This is a genomic window from Burkholderia anthina (assembly GCF_902498995.1).
GTDB classification, from domain to species: Bacteria; Pseudomonadota; Gammaproteobacteria; order Burkholderiales; family Burkholderiaceae; genus Burkholderia; species Burkholderia anthina.
The window spans coordinates 24,816-39,637 of record NZ_CABVLY010000036.1; the positions used below are offsets into that span (position 1 = coordinate 24,816).

The window sequence follows — 14,822 nt, forward strand, 5'->3', positions numbered from 1 at the left end:
GCGACGCTCAGTGCGGCAATGCTTCGGCTTCGGCCCAGCGCTTGAACGAGTCGAGGCGTCGACGCGTCTGCACGAGATAGAACGCGCCGATCAGCGGTTCGAGCAGCCAGCGCAGCCACGCCGGTTGCACGCGGAAGTGATACGTGAACTTCACCTCCGTCGAGCCGGCCGAGCGTTCGGTGAAATTCCAGCTGCCGCTGAAGCGTTCGAGCACCTTCGGCCCGTCGACCATTTCGATGGCCGCGACCTGCGGCGGACGGTACGAGATGTAGCGCGACACCATCGTCGCGCCGGACTGGCTGCGGCAGAACGCGTCGACGCCGACGTCGGCCGTCATCCCGTCGAGCAGATAGGCGTCGGAGAGGAAACTGTCCCAGACGAGCCGCCGCGCGTAGTCCTGCGACCACGTGAAGAGGCGTCTGCGATCGACGCCGACGATCCGGCTGACTGAGATCCTCATGATGGCGGGCGAAACGGTGCGGATTGGGATGAATCGAGTGTAACCCGCCTGCGCCGCGCACTTGTTTAGACTTCGTCAAGTCGAGCAGCGATTCGATTGACGTTCTCCGGGAATTCACCTAGGATCGAATCCATGCCTTCGGGAAAGACCCGAAGCGTTTCAATCTCTTGAGGGAGCCTCATGAGTACGCAACAGAACCGGCGCTTCGACGCGCTCGTTTTCATTGGTCGTTTCCAGCCTCCGCATCGTGGTCACCAGAATGTGCTGAAGTCGGCATTGAGCCGGGCCGAGCGCGTGTGCGTGCTGATCGGATCGACCGACAAGCCCCGCACCATCAAGGATCCGTTTTCGTTCGACGAGCGCTGCCAGATGCTGGTTTCGCTGCTCGACCCGTCCGAGCGCGAGCGCGTGACGATCGCACCCGTGCAGGATTCGACGTACAACGACGGCGACTGGGTGCGCTGGGTGCAGGATGCCGTGGCGTCCGCGCTCGGCGACGTCGCGCAGCGCAAGGTCGGATTGATCGGTCACGAGAAGGACGCCACGTCCTATTACCTGCGGATGTTCCCGCAATGGGAGCTCGTCGACGTCGATGCGACCGAAGACATTTCCGCGACCGAAATCCGCGACCAGTATTTTGCCGAACGCACCAACAGCTTCGTGCAGTGGGCCGTGCCGGAACCCGTGTTCGGCTGGCTCGAGCGCTTTCGCACGCAGCCGACCTTCGCACAACTGAAGGCCGAGGCCGAATTCATTGCCGCGTATCGCAAGGCGTGGTCGGCCGCGCCGTATCCGGTCACGTTCGTGACGGTCGATGCGGTGGTCGTGCACTCGGGGCATATCCTGCTCGTGCGCCGGCGCAGCGAACCGGGCCGCGGCCTGTGGGCCTTGCCGGGCGGATTCGTGAACCAGGACGAGCGGCTCGATGCGGCCTGCATTCGCGAACTGCGCGAGGAGACCGGCGTGAAGCTGCCGGAGCCCGTGCTGCGCGGCTCGATCAAGGATCGCCAGGTATTCGATCACCCGGCCCGCTCGCTGCGCGGCCGCACGATCACGCACGCGTGCCTGTTCAACTTCCCGACTGGCGAGCTGCCGCGCGTGAAGGGCAGCGACGACGCGGACAAGGCACGCTGGGTGCCGCTCAACGAATTCGCGCAGATGCGCAACGTGATGTTCGAGGATCACTTCGAGATCGCGTATCACTTCCTGGGGAAGCTGTGATCCGCTGATTCCCCGGCACCGGTCCGCTGCGACAGACGCGGCGGCACTTCAACGGCCTAGAGGAGCTCTAGCCATGCAAAACGTTCCCGGCGGCTTTGCCGCGGTTCTCGCCAATCCGATCCTCAACACGGATTCGTACAAGGCTTCCCACTTCCTGCAATACCCGCCCGACGCGCAGGCGATGTTCTCGTACGTCGAATCGCGCGGCGGCCGCTACGACCGCACGCTGTTCTTCGGTCTGCAGATGCTGCTGAAGGAATATCTGTGCCGGCCCGTCACGCACGCGATGATCGACGACGCGCGCGATTTCTTCGCGGTGCACGGCGAGCCGTTCAACGAGGACGGCTGGCGTCATGTCGTCGAGCGCTACGACGGCTACCTGCCCGTGAAGATCCGCGCCGTGCCAGAAGGTTCGATCGTTCCGGTGCACAACGTGCTGATGACCGTCGAATGCGACGATCCGAAGGTGTTCTGGCTCGCGTCGTATCTCGAGACGATGCTGTTGCGCGTGTGGTATCCGGTGACGGTCGCCACGCGCAGCTGGCACCTGCGCCAGACGATCCGCCGCTTTCTCGAGAAGACCGACGACGATCTCGCGCAATTGCCGTTCAAGCTGCACGACTTCGGCGCGCGCGGCGTGTCGAGCGCGGAGTCGGCCGCGATCGGCGGCGCGGCGCACCTCGTGAGCTTCATGGGCTCGGACACGGTGCTCGGCGTGCTGGCCGCGAACCGCTTTTATCGCGAGCCGATGGCTGCATACTCGGTGCCGGCGGCCGAGCACAGCACGATCACGTCGTGGGGGCGCGACGGCGAGGCCGATGCGTACCGCAACATGATCGACCGCTTCGGATTGCCCGGCGCGATCGTGTCGGTCGTATCGGACTCCTACGATCTGTTCGCCGCGCTGGAAATGTGGGGCGGCCCGCTGCGTCAGGCGGTGATCGACTCGGGCGCGACGCTCGTCGTGCGTCCCGATTCGGGCGACCCGGTGACGATCATGCTGCAGACCGTGCGCGCGCTCGACGCGTCATTCGGTTCGACCGTGAACGGCAAGGGGCGGCGCGTGCTCAATCGCGTGCGCGTGATTCAGGGCGACGGTGTCGACGAGCAATCGATCGAAGCGATCCTCGCCGCGCTCGACGATGCGGGTTATGCGGCCGGCAACGTCGTGTTCGGGATGGGCGGCGCGCTGCTGCAGCAGGTGAATCGCGATACGCAGCGCTTTGCGATGAAGTGCTCGGCGATCCGGCGCGACGGCGTGTGGCACGACGTATGCAAGGATCCAGTCACCGACCAGGGCAAGCGCTCGAAGAAGGGGCGGCTCACGTTGCTGCGCAATCGACGCACGGGCGAGTATCGAACCGTGGCGCTGCCGGTCGCGTGGGACGATCGCGCACTGGAAGGCGAATGGGACGATGCGCTCGAAACGGTGTTCGACACGGGGCGGATGCTGGTCGATGCGACGTTCGCCGAGGTGCGGGCGAGGGCGCACGCGGGCGAACGGTGACACACGCGTCGGGGTGATGCGGCGGCGTGCGTCACCCTGGCGATGCCGGGGCGTGTCGCGCACCCGGTACACCGCGCACTGCGGGTAGTCCGCTGTTTCACGGCCCGGTTCGCGTGCGCATCGCATTGGTGACTGCGTCGCGCACACAACTCGCGGCGATTTCCGACGCACGCGTGCGTGCCGCACGCGCCAGACGCGCGATCACCAGCGGCTGGATCACGGTCGATTCCCGAATCGCACATTCGACGACGAGCGGCGAGCGCGTGACCGCCGGGCTTTGCGTGATCAGCAGCGACACGCCGAGCCCGCTTGCGACCATTGCCCGAACCAGTTCGATCGAGACCGCGCGATAGCGGACGTTCGGTGACAGGCCGCATTGCCAGAACGGCGCCATCAGGAAGTCGCGGCTATGCGGCAGGTCGATCAGGATGACCGGATACGCGGCGAGATCGCGCAGCGAAATCGCGCGCTTGCGTTTCGCGAGCGCGGACCCGGCCGGTACGAGCGCATAGGGCCGCAATTCGGCGAGGCACTCGCGCTCGATATCTTCGGGCAGGCCGACGTCGTACATCAACGCGAAATCGATCTGCTGCTTGTGCAGTGCCATGTCGAGCTGCGCCAGATCGCCTTCCACGAAACGGATGTCGAGGCGAGGGTGGCGCTGCTGCGCGAGTTCCAGCACGCGCGGCAAATAGACCGGCGCGATCGTGCTGAATACGCCGATATGGACGATGCCGCCCGGCTCGTCGCCGATGTCGTCGGTCGCGAATGCGGACGCCGACGCCAGCAACTGGCGCGCCTCGGCGAGCTTGCGTTCGCCGAAATGCGTGAGCGTCATCCGCGTGCCCGCGCCGCGCGTGAACAGCCGGTCGTCGAACAGCGCTTCGAGCTCGCGGATCGCCACCGAGATCGAGGGTTGCGACACGCTGAGCTGGACCGCGGCGGCGGTCGTGCTGCCCGATTCGGCGGCGGCAACGAAATAACGAAGCAATCTCAGGGACAGAGCCATGACGAACCCATATGAAAATCTTATAGGCGTTAATTTATTCCGATATTTTATCTGATTGCCCCGCTCGAACAGAATCACTGCATCGGCCGACCCGGCCCGACCTTCAGGAGAAAGATGCCGTGACTGTGTCCAGGCTGCCGCTCGACGGCATACGCGTGATCGATTTTTCCCGGGTGCTCGCGGGGCCGCTGTGTTCGGCGCTGCTCGGCGACCTCGGCGCCGACGTGATCAAGATCGAGCCGCCCGCGGGCGACGACTACCGGGCGATCGGCCCGTTCGCGAACGGCGAGAGCGGGTTGTTCGGCGCGATGAACCGCAACAAGCGCAGTGTCGTGATCGACATGAAGACGTCCGACGGCCAGGCGCTTGCGCAGTCGCTGTGCGCCGGTGCGGATGTCGTCGTCGAGAACTTTCGCCCCGGCGTGGCCGAGCGGCTCGGGATCGGTTATGCGACGCTGTCGGCCCTCAACCCGGCGCTGGTGTACGCGAGCGTGTCCGGATTCGGGCAGACCGGCCCGGAATCGCGCCGGCCGGCGTACGACATCATCCTGCAGGCGATGTGCGGGCTGATGGATGCGACCGGCGCGCCCGACGGCGAGCCGACGCTCGTCGGCGATTCGGTGTCCGATGTAGTCAGCGGGATTTTTGCGTCATGGGGCGTGCTCGCGGCGCTGGTCGCGCGCGATCGCACCGGACAGGGCACGCACGTCGACGTAGCGATGTTCGATGCGACGATGAGCCTGACCGCGGCACTCGTCGCGCGTTACGCGACCACCGGCATTGCGCCGCGGCGTGTCGGCAACCGCCATCCGACGTCCGCGCCGTTCGGCGCATATCGTGCCGCGGACGGCCATTTCGTCGTCGCGGTACTCAACAACAAGCTGTTCGGTTTGCTGGCCGACACGATCGGCCAGCCGGCGCTGGCCGACGATGCGCGTTTCGCGTCCGACACGTCGCGCTGCGAGCACGAAGCGGCGTTGCGCGCGTATATCGAGCAGTGGGCCGCAGCGCGCTCGGTCGACGAGGTCAACGCGACGCTGGCCGCGGCGGGGATTCCGGTCGCGCCGATCCGGAATATCCGGCAAGCGCTCGAAAGCGAGCAGGCACGGACACGGCGCCTGCTCGTCGATACCACCGCGGCCGACGGCTCGCCGATCCGATTGCCCGCGCAACCGCTGAAGTTTTCCGCATATCCCGACACGCGCACCACCCGCGCACCGCAGCTCGGCGAACACACGCGCGCCGTGCTCGGGCAGGTGCTCGGCCTCGACGACGCAACGATCGCCGCACTGGCGAAGGCCGGCGTGATTCATGCGGCGCCCGGCATGACCGACGGCGGCGCCGCCGAACCGTCGCCACAGACCGAAATCCATCAGGAGATGAACGATGCTTAAACGACTGGGCGTCGGCGACGCCGACCTCGAAATGGCCGACGCGATCCGCCGCTTCGCACAAGCCGAACTCGCACCGCACGCGGCGCAGGTCGATCGCGACGAGACGTCGACCACGCGTTACGTGCCCGCGCTGGCCGAACTCGGCGTGATGGGGATGAACCTGCCGGAGCGCTGGGGCGGAATCGGCGCATCGCCGGCCGCGATCATCCTGTCGCTGGCCGAGATCGCGAGCGCATGCGCGGCGACGTCGTCGATGATCGGCGCGCACTATCTGGCGACCGATTCGGTGCTGATCGGCGGCGACGACGCATTGCGCGCGCGCTATCTGCCGGACGCCGCAAGCGGCGCGAAGCTGGGCGCATTCGCGTTGACCGAGCCGCAGGCCGGCTCCAATCCGGCCGGCATGACGACGCAGGCCGTGCGCGACGGCGACAACTACCGGATTCGCGGCGTCAAGCACTTCATCTCGAACGCCGATGCCGCGCAGTTCATCGTCGTCTATGCGAAAACCTCGCCCGAGCTCGGGACGCGCGGCATCAGCGCGTTCGTCGTCGATCGCGATACGCCCGGCGTGTCGGTGTCGTCGCCGGAGAAACTGATGGGCATTCACGGCGCGCCCGCGCACGAAGTCGCATTCGATTGCGTGGTGCCGGCATCGAACCGGCTCGGCGACGAAGGGAGCGGCTTCCGCACTGCGATGAAGGTGCTCGACAACAGCCGGCTCGATGTCGCGGCGACGAGCCTCGGGATCGCGGAAGCCGCGCTCGGCGATGCGATCGACTGGGCGAAGCAGCGTCACGTCGGCGGCGAGGCGCTCGCGAACAAGCAGGGGCTGCAATGGCGATTCGCCGACATGAAGACGCAGCTCGAAGCCGCGTGGCTGCTGACGCTGCAGGCCGCGGCGCGGCGCGCTGCCGGCGAGCCGTTTACCGACATGGCGTCGATGGCGAAGCTGTATGCGTCGGAGATGGTGGCATTCGTGACCGATGCGGCCTTGCAGATCCATGGCGGCTACGGGTTCACGCGCGAAATGCGGATCGAACGGCTCGTCCGGGACGCTCGCATTCTGAGGATCTACGAAGGATCGTCGGAGATCCAGCGCACGGTGATTGCACGCACGATGCTTGCATGACGGCTCGTGAAATCGAACAAGGAGACGCGTGGTGAAAGTATTGGTGGCTGTGAAAAGAGTGGTCGATTACAACGTGAAGGTCCGCGTGAAATCGGACAACACGGGTGTGGACATCGCGAACGTGAAGATGTCGATGAACCCGTTCGACGAGATCGCGGTGGAAGAAGCCGTGCGCCTGAAGGAAGCGGGCGTGTCGACGGAAGTGATCGCGGTGTCGGTCGGTGTCGCGCAAGCGCAGGAAACGCTGCGCACGGCGCTCGCGATCGGTGCGGATCGCGCGATCCTGGTCGAGTCGAACGACAGCGTCGAGCCGCTGGCCGTCGCGAAGATCCTGAAGGCGCTGGTCGACAAGGAACAGCCGCAACTGGTGATCCTCGGCAAGCAGGCGATCGACGACGATTCGAACCAGACGGGCCAGATGCTGGCCGCGCTGGCTGGCCTGCCGCAAGCGACGTTCGCGTCGAAGGTGACGATCGCCGACGGCAAGGCGACTGTTGCACGCGAAGTCGACGGTGGCGCGGAAACGCTGTCGCTTCAACTGCCCGCGGTCGTGACGACCGACCTGCGCCTGAACGAGCCGCGCTACGTGACGCTGCCGAACATCATGAAGGCGAAGAAGAAGCCGCTGGAAACGGTGAAGCCGGAAGACCTGGGCGTGGACGTCGCGCCGCGTCTGAAGACGCTGAAGGTGGTCGAGCCGCCTAAGCGGGCGGCGGGCGTGAAGGTGCCGGACGTGAAGACGCTGGTCGAGAAGCTGAAGACCGAAGCCAAGGTGCTGTAAGAGGGAGCGGAAAGAAATGACGATTCTGGTGATTGCAGAGTGCGACGCCCCGAAGGAAGCCCCCTTGGGGGGCAACGCGTCGATCAAGGCCGCGACGCTGAACACGGTGGCGGCGGCAGCGAAGATTGGCGGCGACATCCACGTGCTGGTGGCAGGCCACAACGCGCAAGCGGCGGCTGATGCAGCAGCGAAGATCGCAGGCGTATCGAAGGTGCTGCTGGCCGACGCGCCGCAACTGGCCGCAGGCCTGGCGGAAAACGTCGAGGCGACGGCGCTGAACATCGCGAAGGACTACTCGCACATCCTCGCGCCGGCGACGGCCTACGGCAAGAACATCGCCCCGCGTATCGCCGCGAAGCTGGACGTCGCGCAGATCTCGGACATCACGGCAGTGGACTCGGCCGACACGTTCGAGCGTCCGATCTACGCCGGTAACGCGATCGCGACGGTGCAGTCGAGCGACCCGATCAAGGTCATCACGGTGCGTGCGACGGGTTTCGACCCGGTGGCAGCGGAAGGCGGAAGCGCATCGGTCGAGAAGATCGAAGCGGCAGCGGACGCAGGCAAGTCGCAGTTCGTGAGTCGTGAGGTGACGAAGCTGGACCGTCCGGAACTGACGTCGGCAAGCATCATCGTGTCGGGTGGTCGCGGTCTGGGCAGCGGCGAAAACTACACGAAGGTACTGGAGCCGCTGGCGGACAAGCTTCAGGCCGCACTCGGCGCGTCGCGCGCGGCCGTCGATGCAGGCTACGTCCCGAACGACTATCAGGTCGGCCAGACCGGCAAGATCGTCGCGCCGCAGCTGTACATCGCGGTCGGTATCTCGGGTGCGATCCAGCACCTGGCCGGCATGAAGGACTCGAAGGTGATCGTCGCGATCAACAAGGACGAAGAAGCACCGATCTTCAGCGTGGCCGACTACGGTCTCGTCGGCGATCTGTACGAACTCGTTCCGCAACTGACCGCGTCGCTCTGATCCCTGCAACCCGTCAGGATCGATCGATCCTGCCCGCATGCCGTGTCGTCGCGGCCGGCGTGCGATTCACGCGAAGGACCGTAGCCTGATGCGCCGGTCCGAGCGAACCCCCAAGCGCAGTTTTCCACCGGTCAGGAGCCGAGCATGGAACGTACCGCTTCACCTGTCGCCAATCCGTCGCTGATCGAGCGTCGCTCGATCGACCATATTCCCGATGCCGAGCGCCACGGCAACCTGTTCAGTCAATTTACCCTGTGGTTCGGCGCGAACCTGCAGGTCACGGCAGTCGTCGTCGGCGCGCTGGCGGTGGTGCTCGGCGGTGACGTGTTCTGGTCGCTGATCGGTTTGCTGGCAGGCCAGGTACTTGGCGGCGCGGTGATGGCGCTGCACGGGGCGCAAGGGCCGCAGCTCGGGCTGCCGCAGATGGTGTCGAGCCGCGTGCAGTTCGGCGTGTACGGCGCGATCGTGCCGCTCGCGCTCGTCTGCGTGATGTATGTCGGATTCTCGGCCGGCGGAACGGTGCTCGCCGGGCAGGCGATCGCCGAATTGCTGCACGTCGGCCATACCGCCGCGATCCTGATCTTCTCCGCGCTCGTCGTGCTGCTCACCGGCCTCGGCTACCGGACGATTCATGCGATGGGGCGCGTATCGAGCATCGTCGGCACGCTCGCATTCCTGTATCTGTTTGCGAGCCTGCTGCACGGGCACGCGTTCGGTGCATTGCTCGCGAATCGCCACTTCACGCCCGCATCGTTCCTGCTCGCGGTGTCGTTGTCCGCGTCGTGGCAGATCGCATACGGGCCGTACGTCGCCGACTATTCCCGGTACCTGCCCAGAGCGACGTCGCCCGTCAAGACCTTTGCCGCGGTGTTCTGCGGCACCGTGATCGGCGCACAGGTATCGATGACGTTCGGCGTGCTCGCCGCCGCGCTCGCCGGCGATCGCTTCTCGGGGCACGAGGTTGCGTTCATCGTCGGCCTCGGCGCGACCGGCGCGATCGCCGCCGTGCTCTATTTCACGATCGCGCTGGGCAAGCTGACGATCACGACGCTCAACGCGTATGGCAGCGTGATGTCGGTTGCGGCGATCCTGACCGGCTTCGGCGGGCGGCGCGAGATCTCGCCGCGCACGCGCATCGCGTTCGTACTGCTGACCGTTGCCGCATCGAGCGGGATCGCCCTGGCCGGGCAGCACGATTTCCTGAAGGCGTTCTCGTCGTTCCTGCTGTTTCTGCTGGTGTTCTTCACGCCGTGGAGCGCGATCAACCTCGTCGACTATTACTGCGTCACGCGGGAACGTTACGACGTGCCGGCATTGTTCGACCCGGACGGCCGGTACGGCCGCTGGAACGTCGTCGGCATCGCGGTCTACACGGTCGGCGTGCTCGTGCAGATGCCGTTCGTCGCGACGGGGTTTTACACCGGGCCGTGGGTCGATGCGCTGGGCGGCGTCGACGTGTCGTGGATCGTCGGCATCGTCGTGCCGGGCCTGTTGTACTACGTCGCGTCGCGCGGTGCCCTGGCGAGCGTGCCGGATCGCCTGATCCTGTCCGACTCGGCCCGCGATGCCGACTAGAGCCTGTTCACACTCTCACGAGCGGCCCAAAGGCGCAGGCAAGCACCGCGAAGGCGAGATAGTTGCCCTCGAGTTTGTCGTAACGAGTGGGGACTCGACAAAAATGTTTGATGCGATGGAAGAAGCGTTCGACGATATTCCGAGTTCGATACAGCACGCGGCTGTATCTACGCTTGGTCTTTCGATTCGAACGCGACGGGTCGTGTTCGGGATGGGCGGCTCACGTTGCCGCGCCATCGCCGTACAGGCGTGTACCGGACCGTGGCGTTGCAGGTCGCGTGGGACGATGCGCTCGAAACGGTGTCCGTCATGGAGCGGATGGTGGTCGATACGACGTTCGCCGAGGTGCGGACGAGGGCGCACGCGGCGGAGGCTCGACGGTGGGGGGCGTGAGAGAAGGCGTCACCTCGTCGCTGACGATGTCCGGTGGTGGTGAATCGAAACGGCTTTCAACGGAGGACTCCGGATGTCGGCGTGATGCGAGGATCATCGCAAAGATGCCGGCATCCGTTCTTGCATATCGGAACCAGTGTCACACCAATCTGGAGATAGCCTTCGCGGCCGGTACTGTCTTTCGGGTATGGTTTCGAAATAATGTGCGTATCCGACCATATGTTTTCGGCCTTGATACCCAATTGAACCAGATACGCCTTCAGGTTTGCCGCGCGTTGCAGCGCGAGCGCTTGCGGATCATTTTCCCCGACGTACGCGCCGGCCGCGATGATGCCGCGGATTCCGACATCCGGCCATTGGCGGGCGCGTATCACCATCGCCGCGATCTCGACGCGATCAGCGTTCGGAATGCCGGCCGAGTTGAGCGGGACGCTGTCGAGCATGTCTTCGGACACGGTACATGCCAGGAGCGGCGACGAAAATAGCAGGCACAGCCAGAGTGCCATGCCTGTCGGGCGGGGAAGCAGTTTCACCACAGGATCCTGTCGTCAAAGAATGCAATGTAGCAAGCGAGGCTGTCTGCGTTGTGGATCGCGATGTCTCCATTCTCTTGGGCCCAGTATTTCAAACCCGTTCCAAATCCGTAGACTTCATCGTTCGAGTCGAAGGTATCGACGTAGTGCGTGCATTCGTGGATCAGGACCTTGAGCTTGCAGTTGGTGGAGAGGCGAACGTCGGGCAGTGAGCAAAAATGAGGGTAGATTGCGATGATTCGCCTGTCCGAATCGGGCTTGCATATCGCTGCATCCGTGATTCCATTGTCCGGAAAAACCGTACATGTGATGTTTCGCTGTTTCTGCTCGTCCCACCGGATCACATTCTCCGGCTTCAATTCCTGCATGACGCGCAGGAGTTTCGGTAACCCGGTTCTCAGGCGAGTCCGAACTGCTTCATCGGATCGTCCGAACCAGGTCTGGATGCGTTGTTGCTCTTCGGGTGCCCAGCCCTCCACACCACGAATCCGTTCCTGAATCAACGTAACCGCAGCGTCGCGCAATCTCACGATCAGCTTGCGGAATGCATTATTCGACATGTTTTCGCAAATCCGAGCCATATCGAGTTCGATGACATGCGTGGATCCCGGGATTGTGTTGGTGCAGGCGCTGCCGACACACACCCATTCTTCATCGTCGTCGTTGACCGGGCTGTCGGGATTCAGTGGTTCGCTCATTGATTCGATAGGTCTCTTGATGAATTTGACCAGAACTATCGAGGAATCAACGAGTATGCGTCTATGAGACGAGTATGATTTTGCGAACGGGGGGATCATGAACGTTACGGATCCCTGGTCAATGAACGTTCCCCAGCATCCCTCCGTGCGTCCGCCCGCGCCGCCTCCATCGCCCGCGCAAGCGCATCGAACACCGCCGGTCCCTTGCAGCGCGACACGTTGAAGCGCATGAACGACGTCGCGCTGCGCGCCGCACTGAACACGTTCCCCGGCGCGAGCACCACGTCGTGATCGAGCGCGTGGCGCGCGACGTGCGCGGCGTCGAGCCCGTCGGGCAATTCCGCCCATACGAACAGTCCGCCGCGCGGTTCCGTCCAGATTCCGAGTCCGGAACGCGCGAGCCGCCGTACCGTCTCGCCCATCGCATCCGCGAGATGCGCGCGCAGGCTGTCGAGATGGCGGCGGTACGTGCCGTCGACGAGCAGCCGGTGCACGACGTTGGCGCCGATCTGCGCATTGCCGAACGACGTCGCGAGCTTCAGGTCGACGAGCGCGTCGATCCATTCGGGACGCGCGGCGACATAGCCGCAGCGGATCGCGGCCGACAGCGTCTTCGAGAAGCTGCCGATCGACACGACGCGCGACAGCCCGTCGAACGCCGCGAGGCGCGGCGCGGGCGTGCTCTCGAAGTCCGCGAAGATGTCGTCCTCGACGATCAGCAACCCATGCTCGGCCGCGAGCGTCAGCAGCCGGTGCGCGACCGGCGGCGCGAGCGTCGCGCCGGTCGGGTTGTGCAGCGCCGCGTTCGTGATGTAGAGCCGCGGACGATGCTCGACGAGCGCCTGTTCGAAGCGTTCGAGATCGGGGCCGTTCGGCGTGTACGGGACGCTGACGATCCGCGCGCGATGCGCGCGCAGCAGCGCCTGGAAGTTGAAGTAGCACGGGTCGTCGAGCACGACGGTGTCGCCGGGTTCCAGCAGCAGCCGGCACACGAGATCGAGCGCATGCGTGCCGCCGTCGGTCAGCATGATCTGCGCGGGCTCCGCATGGATGCCGTGCTGCGCGAGGCGCCACGCGAGCTGCTGGCGCAGGGCGGGCAGCCCGAGCGGCGTCGCATAGTCGGTCAGCGCGTCGGGTTCGTCGCGCGATACGGCGCGCAGCGCGCGGCGCAGGCTCTCGTCGGGCAGCCACGACGACGGCAGCCAGCCGCAGCCGGGTTTCACCGAGCCGGGGGCCGCTTCGAGCGCCTGGCGCGACAGCCACAGCGGATCGAGCTCGCGATCGAGGCGGGGCCCGAGTTCGGCGAGCGCGAGCGGCGGCGCATGGCCCGACACGTAGAAGCCGGAACCGCGGCGCGCGACGAGCACGCCTTCGCTCGCGAGCCGTTCGTATGCGTCGACGACGGTCGATTTCGACACGTGCAGCGCGTCGGCCATCATCCGGATCGACGGCACGCGCGCGCCGGGCATCAGCGTGCGGCTCGCGATCCGCGCGCGCAGCGTGTCCATCACGGTTTCCACACGCGTGCGCGATGCCGCGGGCGGGGCGGGGTGCGGGGCGGATTGGCTCATGGCGAAAGGTGAACTGTACGGTCGGTTGTTCAGTACAGTTTGTCCGAATTGTATTGGGCTGTAGCTTACGCGCATTTCGCGGGCGGCGGATCATCGGACATCCCCCTTTTTCCGATCAGGATGTGCCGTGCAAAAGACGACCGACGGATGGCTCAGCGGCCTGCTGGGCGTGATCATTTTCAGTGGCTCGCTGCCTGCGACGCGTGTCGCGGTGCAGGGGCTCGACCCGCTGTTCCTCACGTTCGCGCGTGCGGCGATCGCCGGGGTGCTCGGCCTCGGGTTGCTCGTCGCGCTGAAGCAGAAGCGCCCCACGCGTGCCGAGACCGCGTCGCTCGTCATCGTCGCGCTCGGGGTCGTGGTCGGTTTTCCGTTGCTGACCGCGCTTGCGCTGAAGCACGTGACGTCCGCGCACGCGATCGTGTTCGTCGGGCTGTTGCCGCTGGCGACGGCGCTGTTCGGCGTGTGGCGCGGCGGCGAACGGCCGAGGCTGCCGTTCTGGATCTTCTCGCTGCTCGGCAGCGGCGCGGTGGCCGCGTTTGCGCTGCGCAACGGCGGCAGTGCGTCGGTGGTCGGCGATGCGCTGATGCTGGCCGCGATCGTCGCCTGCGGGCTCGGCTATGCGGAAGGCGCGCGCCTGTCGCGCCAGCTCGGCGGCTGGCAGGTGATCTCGTGGGCGCTGGTGCTGTCGCTGCCGGTGATGCTGCCGCTCGCGTGGTTCACGTGGCCGGCCACGTTCGACGGCGTCGACGCCGCCGCGCTGTGGGGGCTCGCCTATGTGTCGCTGTTCAGCATGCTGATCGGCTTCGTGTTCTGGTATCGCGGGCTCGCGCTCGGCGGGATCGCGGGCGTCGGGCAGCTGCAGCTGCTGCAGCCGTTCTTCGGCTTCCTGCTCGCGGCCGGGCTGCTGCACGAGACGGTGCCGCCGTCGATGCTCGTCGTGACGGTCGTGGTCGTCGGCTGCGTCGCGGGCGCGAAGTACTTTTCGAAAATGGCGCCGGTGCAGCGTGCGGGCTGACGCGCGGCGCATGGCGACGTGACGGGCCCGGTCGAACAAGCGGATCTGCCGCGTGCCGAGCGTCGCGAAAGACGGGCCGTGCATGCCGCACGGCCCGTTCGCCGGCACCCGTCGACATCAGGCGCCCGCGGGCTTACGCAGCGTGCGCAACGCCGTATTGCGACGACAGATAGCGCCGGATATCGGCGGGCGAAGCGATGAAGCGCCGGCCGTTGTGTTCGCGAATCCCGATCGCATCGTCCTTCGGCGTCTGCCCGTTGCCCAGCACGAGCACGGGTGCCGACTGGTTGTCCTCGCCGATCAGCGCGACGATCGGCTGGCGCGGCCGCGGCGCATCGACGTACTCGACCGCGACCGCGTCGCGCAATTGCGGATAGAAACTGAGCAGCCCTTCGACGGCAACCGAGTCGCCGCAGTAGAACGGACCTTCGGCGTCCTTGAAGAAACCCGGGCGGAGAATGAACAGCGTGTCTTTCATGATGGCCTCGCTATCAGTAGTGGTCGAACGTTGAAAAAAGCGTGATGCGTCGTGATATGAACAGGCGCGCTGCATTGCC

The 14,822-nt window shown here is 65.6% G+C and carries 14 protein-coding genes and 2 pseudogenes; 9 read left to right on the forward strand and 7 right to left on the reverse strand.

What is annotated here, in order from left to right; all coding sequences use genetic code 11:
• Positions 1–7 precede the first annotated feature (7 nt).
• Positions 8–460, reverse strand: coding sequence for a type II toxin-antitoxin system RatA family toxin (locus BME24068_RS31600; protein ID WP_096508140.1), 453 nt, complete (start codon positions 458–460; stop codon positions 8–10).
• A gap of 180 nt (positions 461–640) precedes the next feature.
• Between BME24068_RS31600 and BME24068_RS31605 the strand changes: the two genes are divergently transcribed.
• Together BME24068_RS31605 and BME24068_RS31610 are read left to right on the forward strand one after the other, a co-directional pair.
• Positions 641–1,681, forward strand: coding sequence for a bifunctional nicotinamide-nucleotide adenylyltransferase/Nudix hydroxylase (locus BME24068_RS31605; RefSeq protein ID WP_096508139.1), 1,041 nt, complete (start codon positions 641–643; stop codon positions 1,679–1,681).
• Positions 1,682–1,754: 73 nt separating this feature from the next.
• Positions 1,755–3,188 (forward strand): nicotinate phosphoribosyltransferase, encoded by a 1,434-nt coding sequence (locus tag BME24068_RS31610; protein ID WP_174928428.1) that lies wholly within the window; start codon positions 1,755–1,757, stop codon positions 3,186–3,188.
• A gap of 97 nt (positions 3,189–3,285) precedes the next feature.
• Here BME24068_RS31610 and BME24068_RS31615 read toward each other — a convergent pair whose 3' ends face one another.
• Complete coding sequence (locus BME24068_RS31615; RefSeq protein WP_174928460.1) at positions 3,286–4,197, reverse strand: LysR family transcriptional regulator; 912 nt, start codon at positions 4,195–4,197, stop codon at positions 3,286–3,288.
• A gap of 119 nt (positions 4,198–4,316) precedes the next feature.
• Here BME24068_RS31615 and BME24068_RS31620 point away from each other — a divergent pair, with 119 nt between their 5' ends.
• The 5 genes from BME24068_RS31620 (at position 4,317) to BME24068_RS31640 (ending at position 10,055) form a co-directional block, all read left to right on the forward strand.
• Complete coding sequence (locus BME24068_RS31620) at positions 4,317–5,591, forward strand: CaiB/BaiF CoA transferase family protein (RefSeq protein ID WP_174928429.1); 1,275 nt, start codon at positions 4,317–4,319, stop codon at positions 5,589–5,591.
• On the forward strand, positions 5,584–6,723 hold the full coding sequence (locus BME24068_RS31625; protein WP_174928430.1) for an acyl-CoA dehydrogenase family protein: 1,140 nt from the start codon (positions 5,584–5,586) through the stop codon (positions 6,721–6,723). Before BME24068_RS31620 ends, BME24068_RS31625 begins: the two co-directional genes overlap by 8 nt.
• Positions 6,724–6,754: 31 nt before the next feature.
• Positions 6,755–7,504 carry an electron transfer flavoprotein subunit beta/FixA family protein gene (locus BME24068_RS31630; RefSeq protein ID WP_174928431.1) on the forward strand — a complete coding sequence of 250 codons (750 nt, stop codon included), beginning with the start codon at positions 6,755–6,757 and terminating at the stop codon, positions 7,502–7,504.
• A gap of 16 nt (positions 7,505–7,520) precedes the next feature.
• Positions 7,521–8,480, forward strand: coding sequence for an electron transfer flavoprotein subunit alpha/FixB family protein (locus BME24068_RS31635; protein ID WP_174928432.1), 960 nt, complete (start codon positions 7,521–7,523; stop codon positions 8,478–8,480).
• 144 nt (positions 8,481–8,624) lie between these two features.
• Entirely contained in the window at positions 8,625–10,055 is a 1,431-nt protein-coding gene (locus tag BME24068_RS31640; RefSeq protein WP_174928433.1) for a purine-cytosine permease family protein, read from the forward strand.
• 7 nt (positions 10,056–10,062) lie between these two features.
• Here the strand turns inward: BME24068_RS31640 and BME24068_RS31645 are convergent.
• Positions 10,063–10,254, reverse strand: a pseudogene (locus BME24068_RS31645) (transposase); the annotation flags it as partial.
• A 2-nt stretch (positions 10,255–10,256) separates the two neighbouring features.
• Here BME24068_RS31645 and BME24068_RS35190 point away from each other — a divergent pair.
• Positions 10,257–10,448, forward strand: a pseudogene (locus BME24068_RS35190) (nicotinate phosphoribosyltransferase); the annotation flags it as partial.
• 56 nt (positions 10,449–10,504) lie between these two features.
• Here BME24068_RS35190 and BME24068_RS31650 read toward each other — a convergent pair.
• The 3 genes from BME24068_RS31650 to BME24068_RS31660 form a co-directional block, all read right to left on the reverse strand.
• On the reverse strand, positions 10,505–10,981 hold the full coding sequence (locus BME24068_RS31650) for an OmpA family protein (protein WP_174928434.1): 477 nt from the start codon (positions 10,979–10,981) through the stop codon (positions 10,505–10,507).
• Positions 10,978–11,679, reverse strand: a complete 702-nt coding sequence (locus tag BME24068_RS31655; RefSeq protein ID WP_174928435.1) for a M35 family metalloendopeptidase — start codon at positions 11,677–11,679, stop codon at positions 10,978–10,980. The genes BME24068_RS31650 and BME24068_RS31655 overlap by 4 nt, the downstream gene beginning before the upstream one ends.
• Before the next feature lie 104 nt (positions 11,680–11,783).
• Positions 11,784–13,250, reverse strand: a complete 1,467-nt coding sequence (locus tag BME24068_RS31660) for an aminotransferase-like domain-containing protein (protein WP_174928436.1) — start codon at positions 13,248–13,250, stop codon at positions 11,784–11,786.
• A gap of 127 nt (positions 13,251–13,377) precedes the next feature.
• On the opposite strand from BME24068_RS31660, the gene BME24068_RS31665 reads away from it, so the two are divergent.
• On the forward strand, positions 13,378–14,265 hold the full coding sequence (locus tag BME24068_RS31665; protein ID WP_174928437.1) for a DMT family transporter: 888 nt from the start codon (positions 13,378–13,380) through the stop codon (positions 14,263–14,265).
• A 133-nt stretch (positions 14,266–14,398) separates the two neighbouring features.
• Here the strand turns inward: BME24068_RS31665 and BME24068_RS31670 are convergent, their stop codons facing one another.
• Complete coding sequence (locus BME24068_RS31670) at positions 14,399–14,743, reverse strand: DUF3088 domain-containing protein (protein ID WP_174928438.1); 345 nt, start codon at positions 14,741–14,743, stop codon at positions 14,399–14,401.
• Positions 14,744–14,822 lie beyond the last annotated feature (79 nt).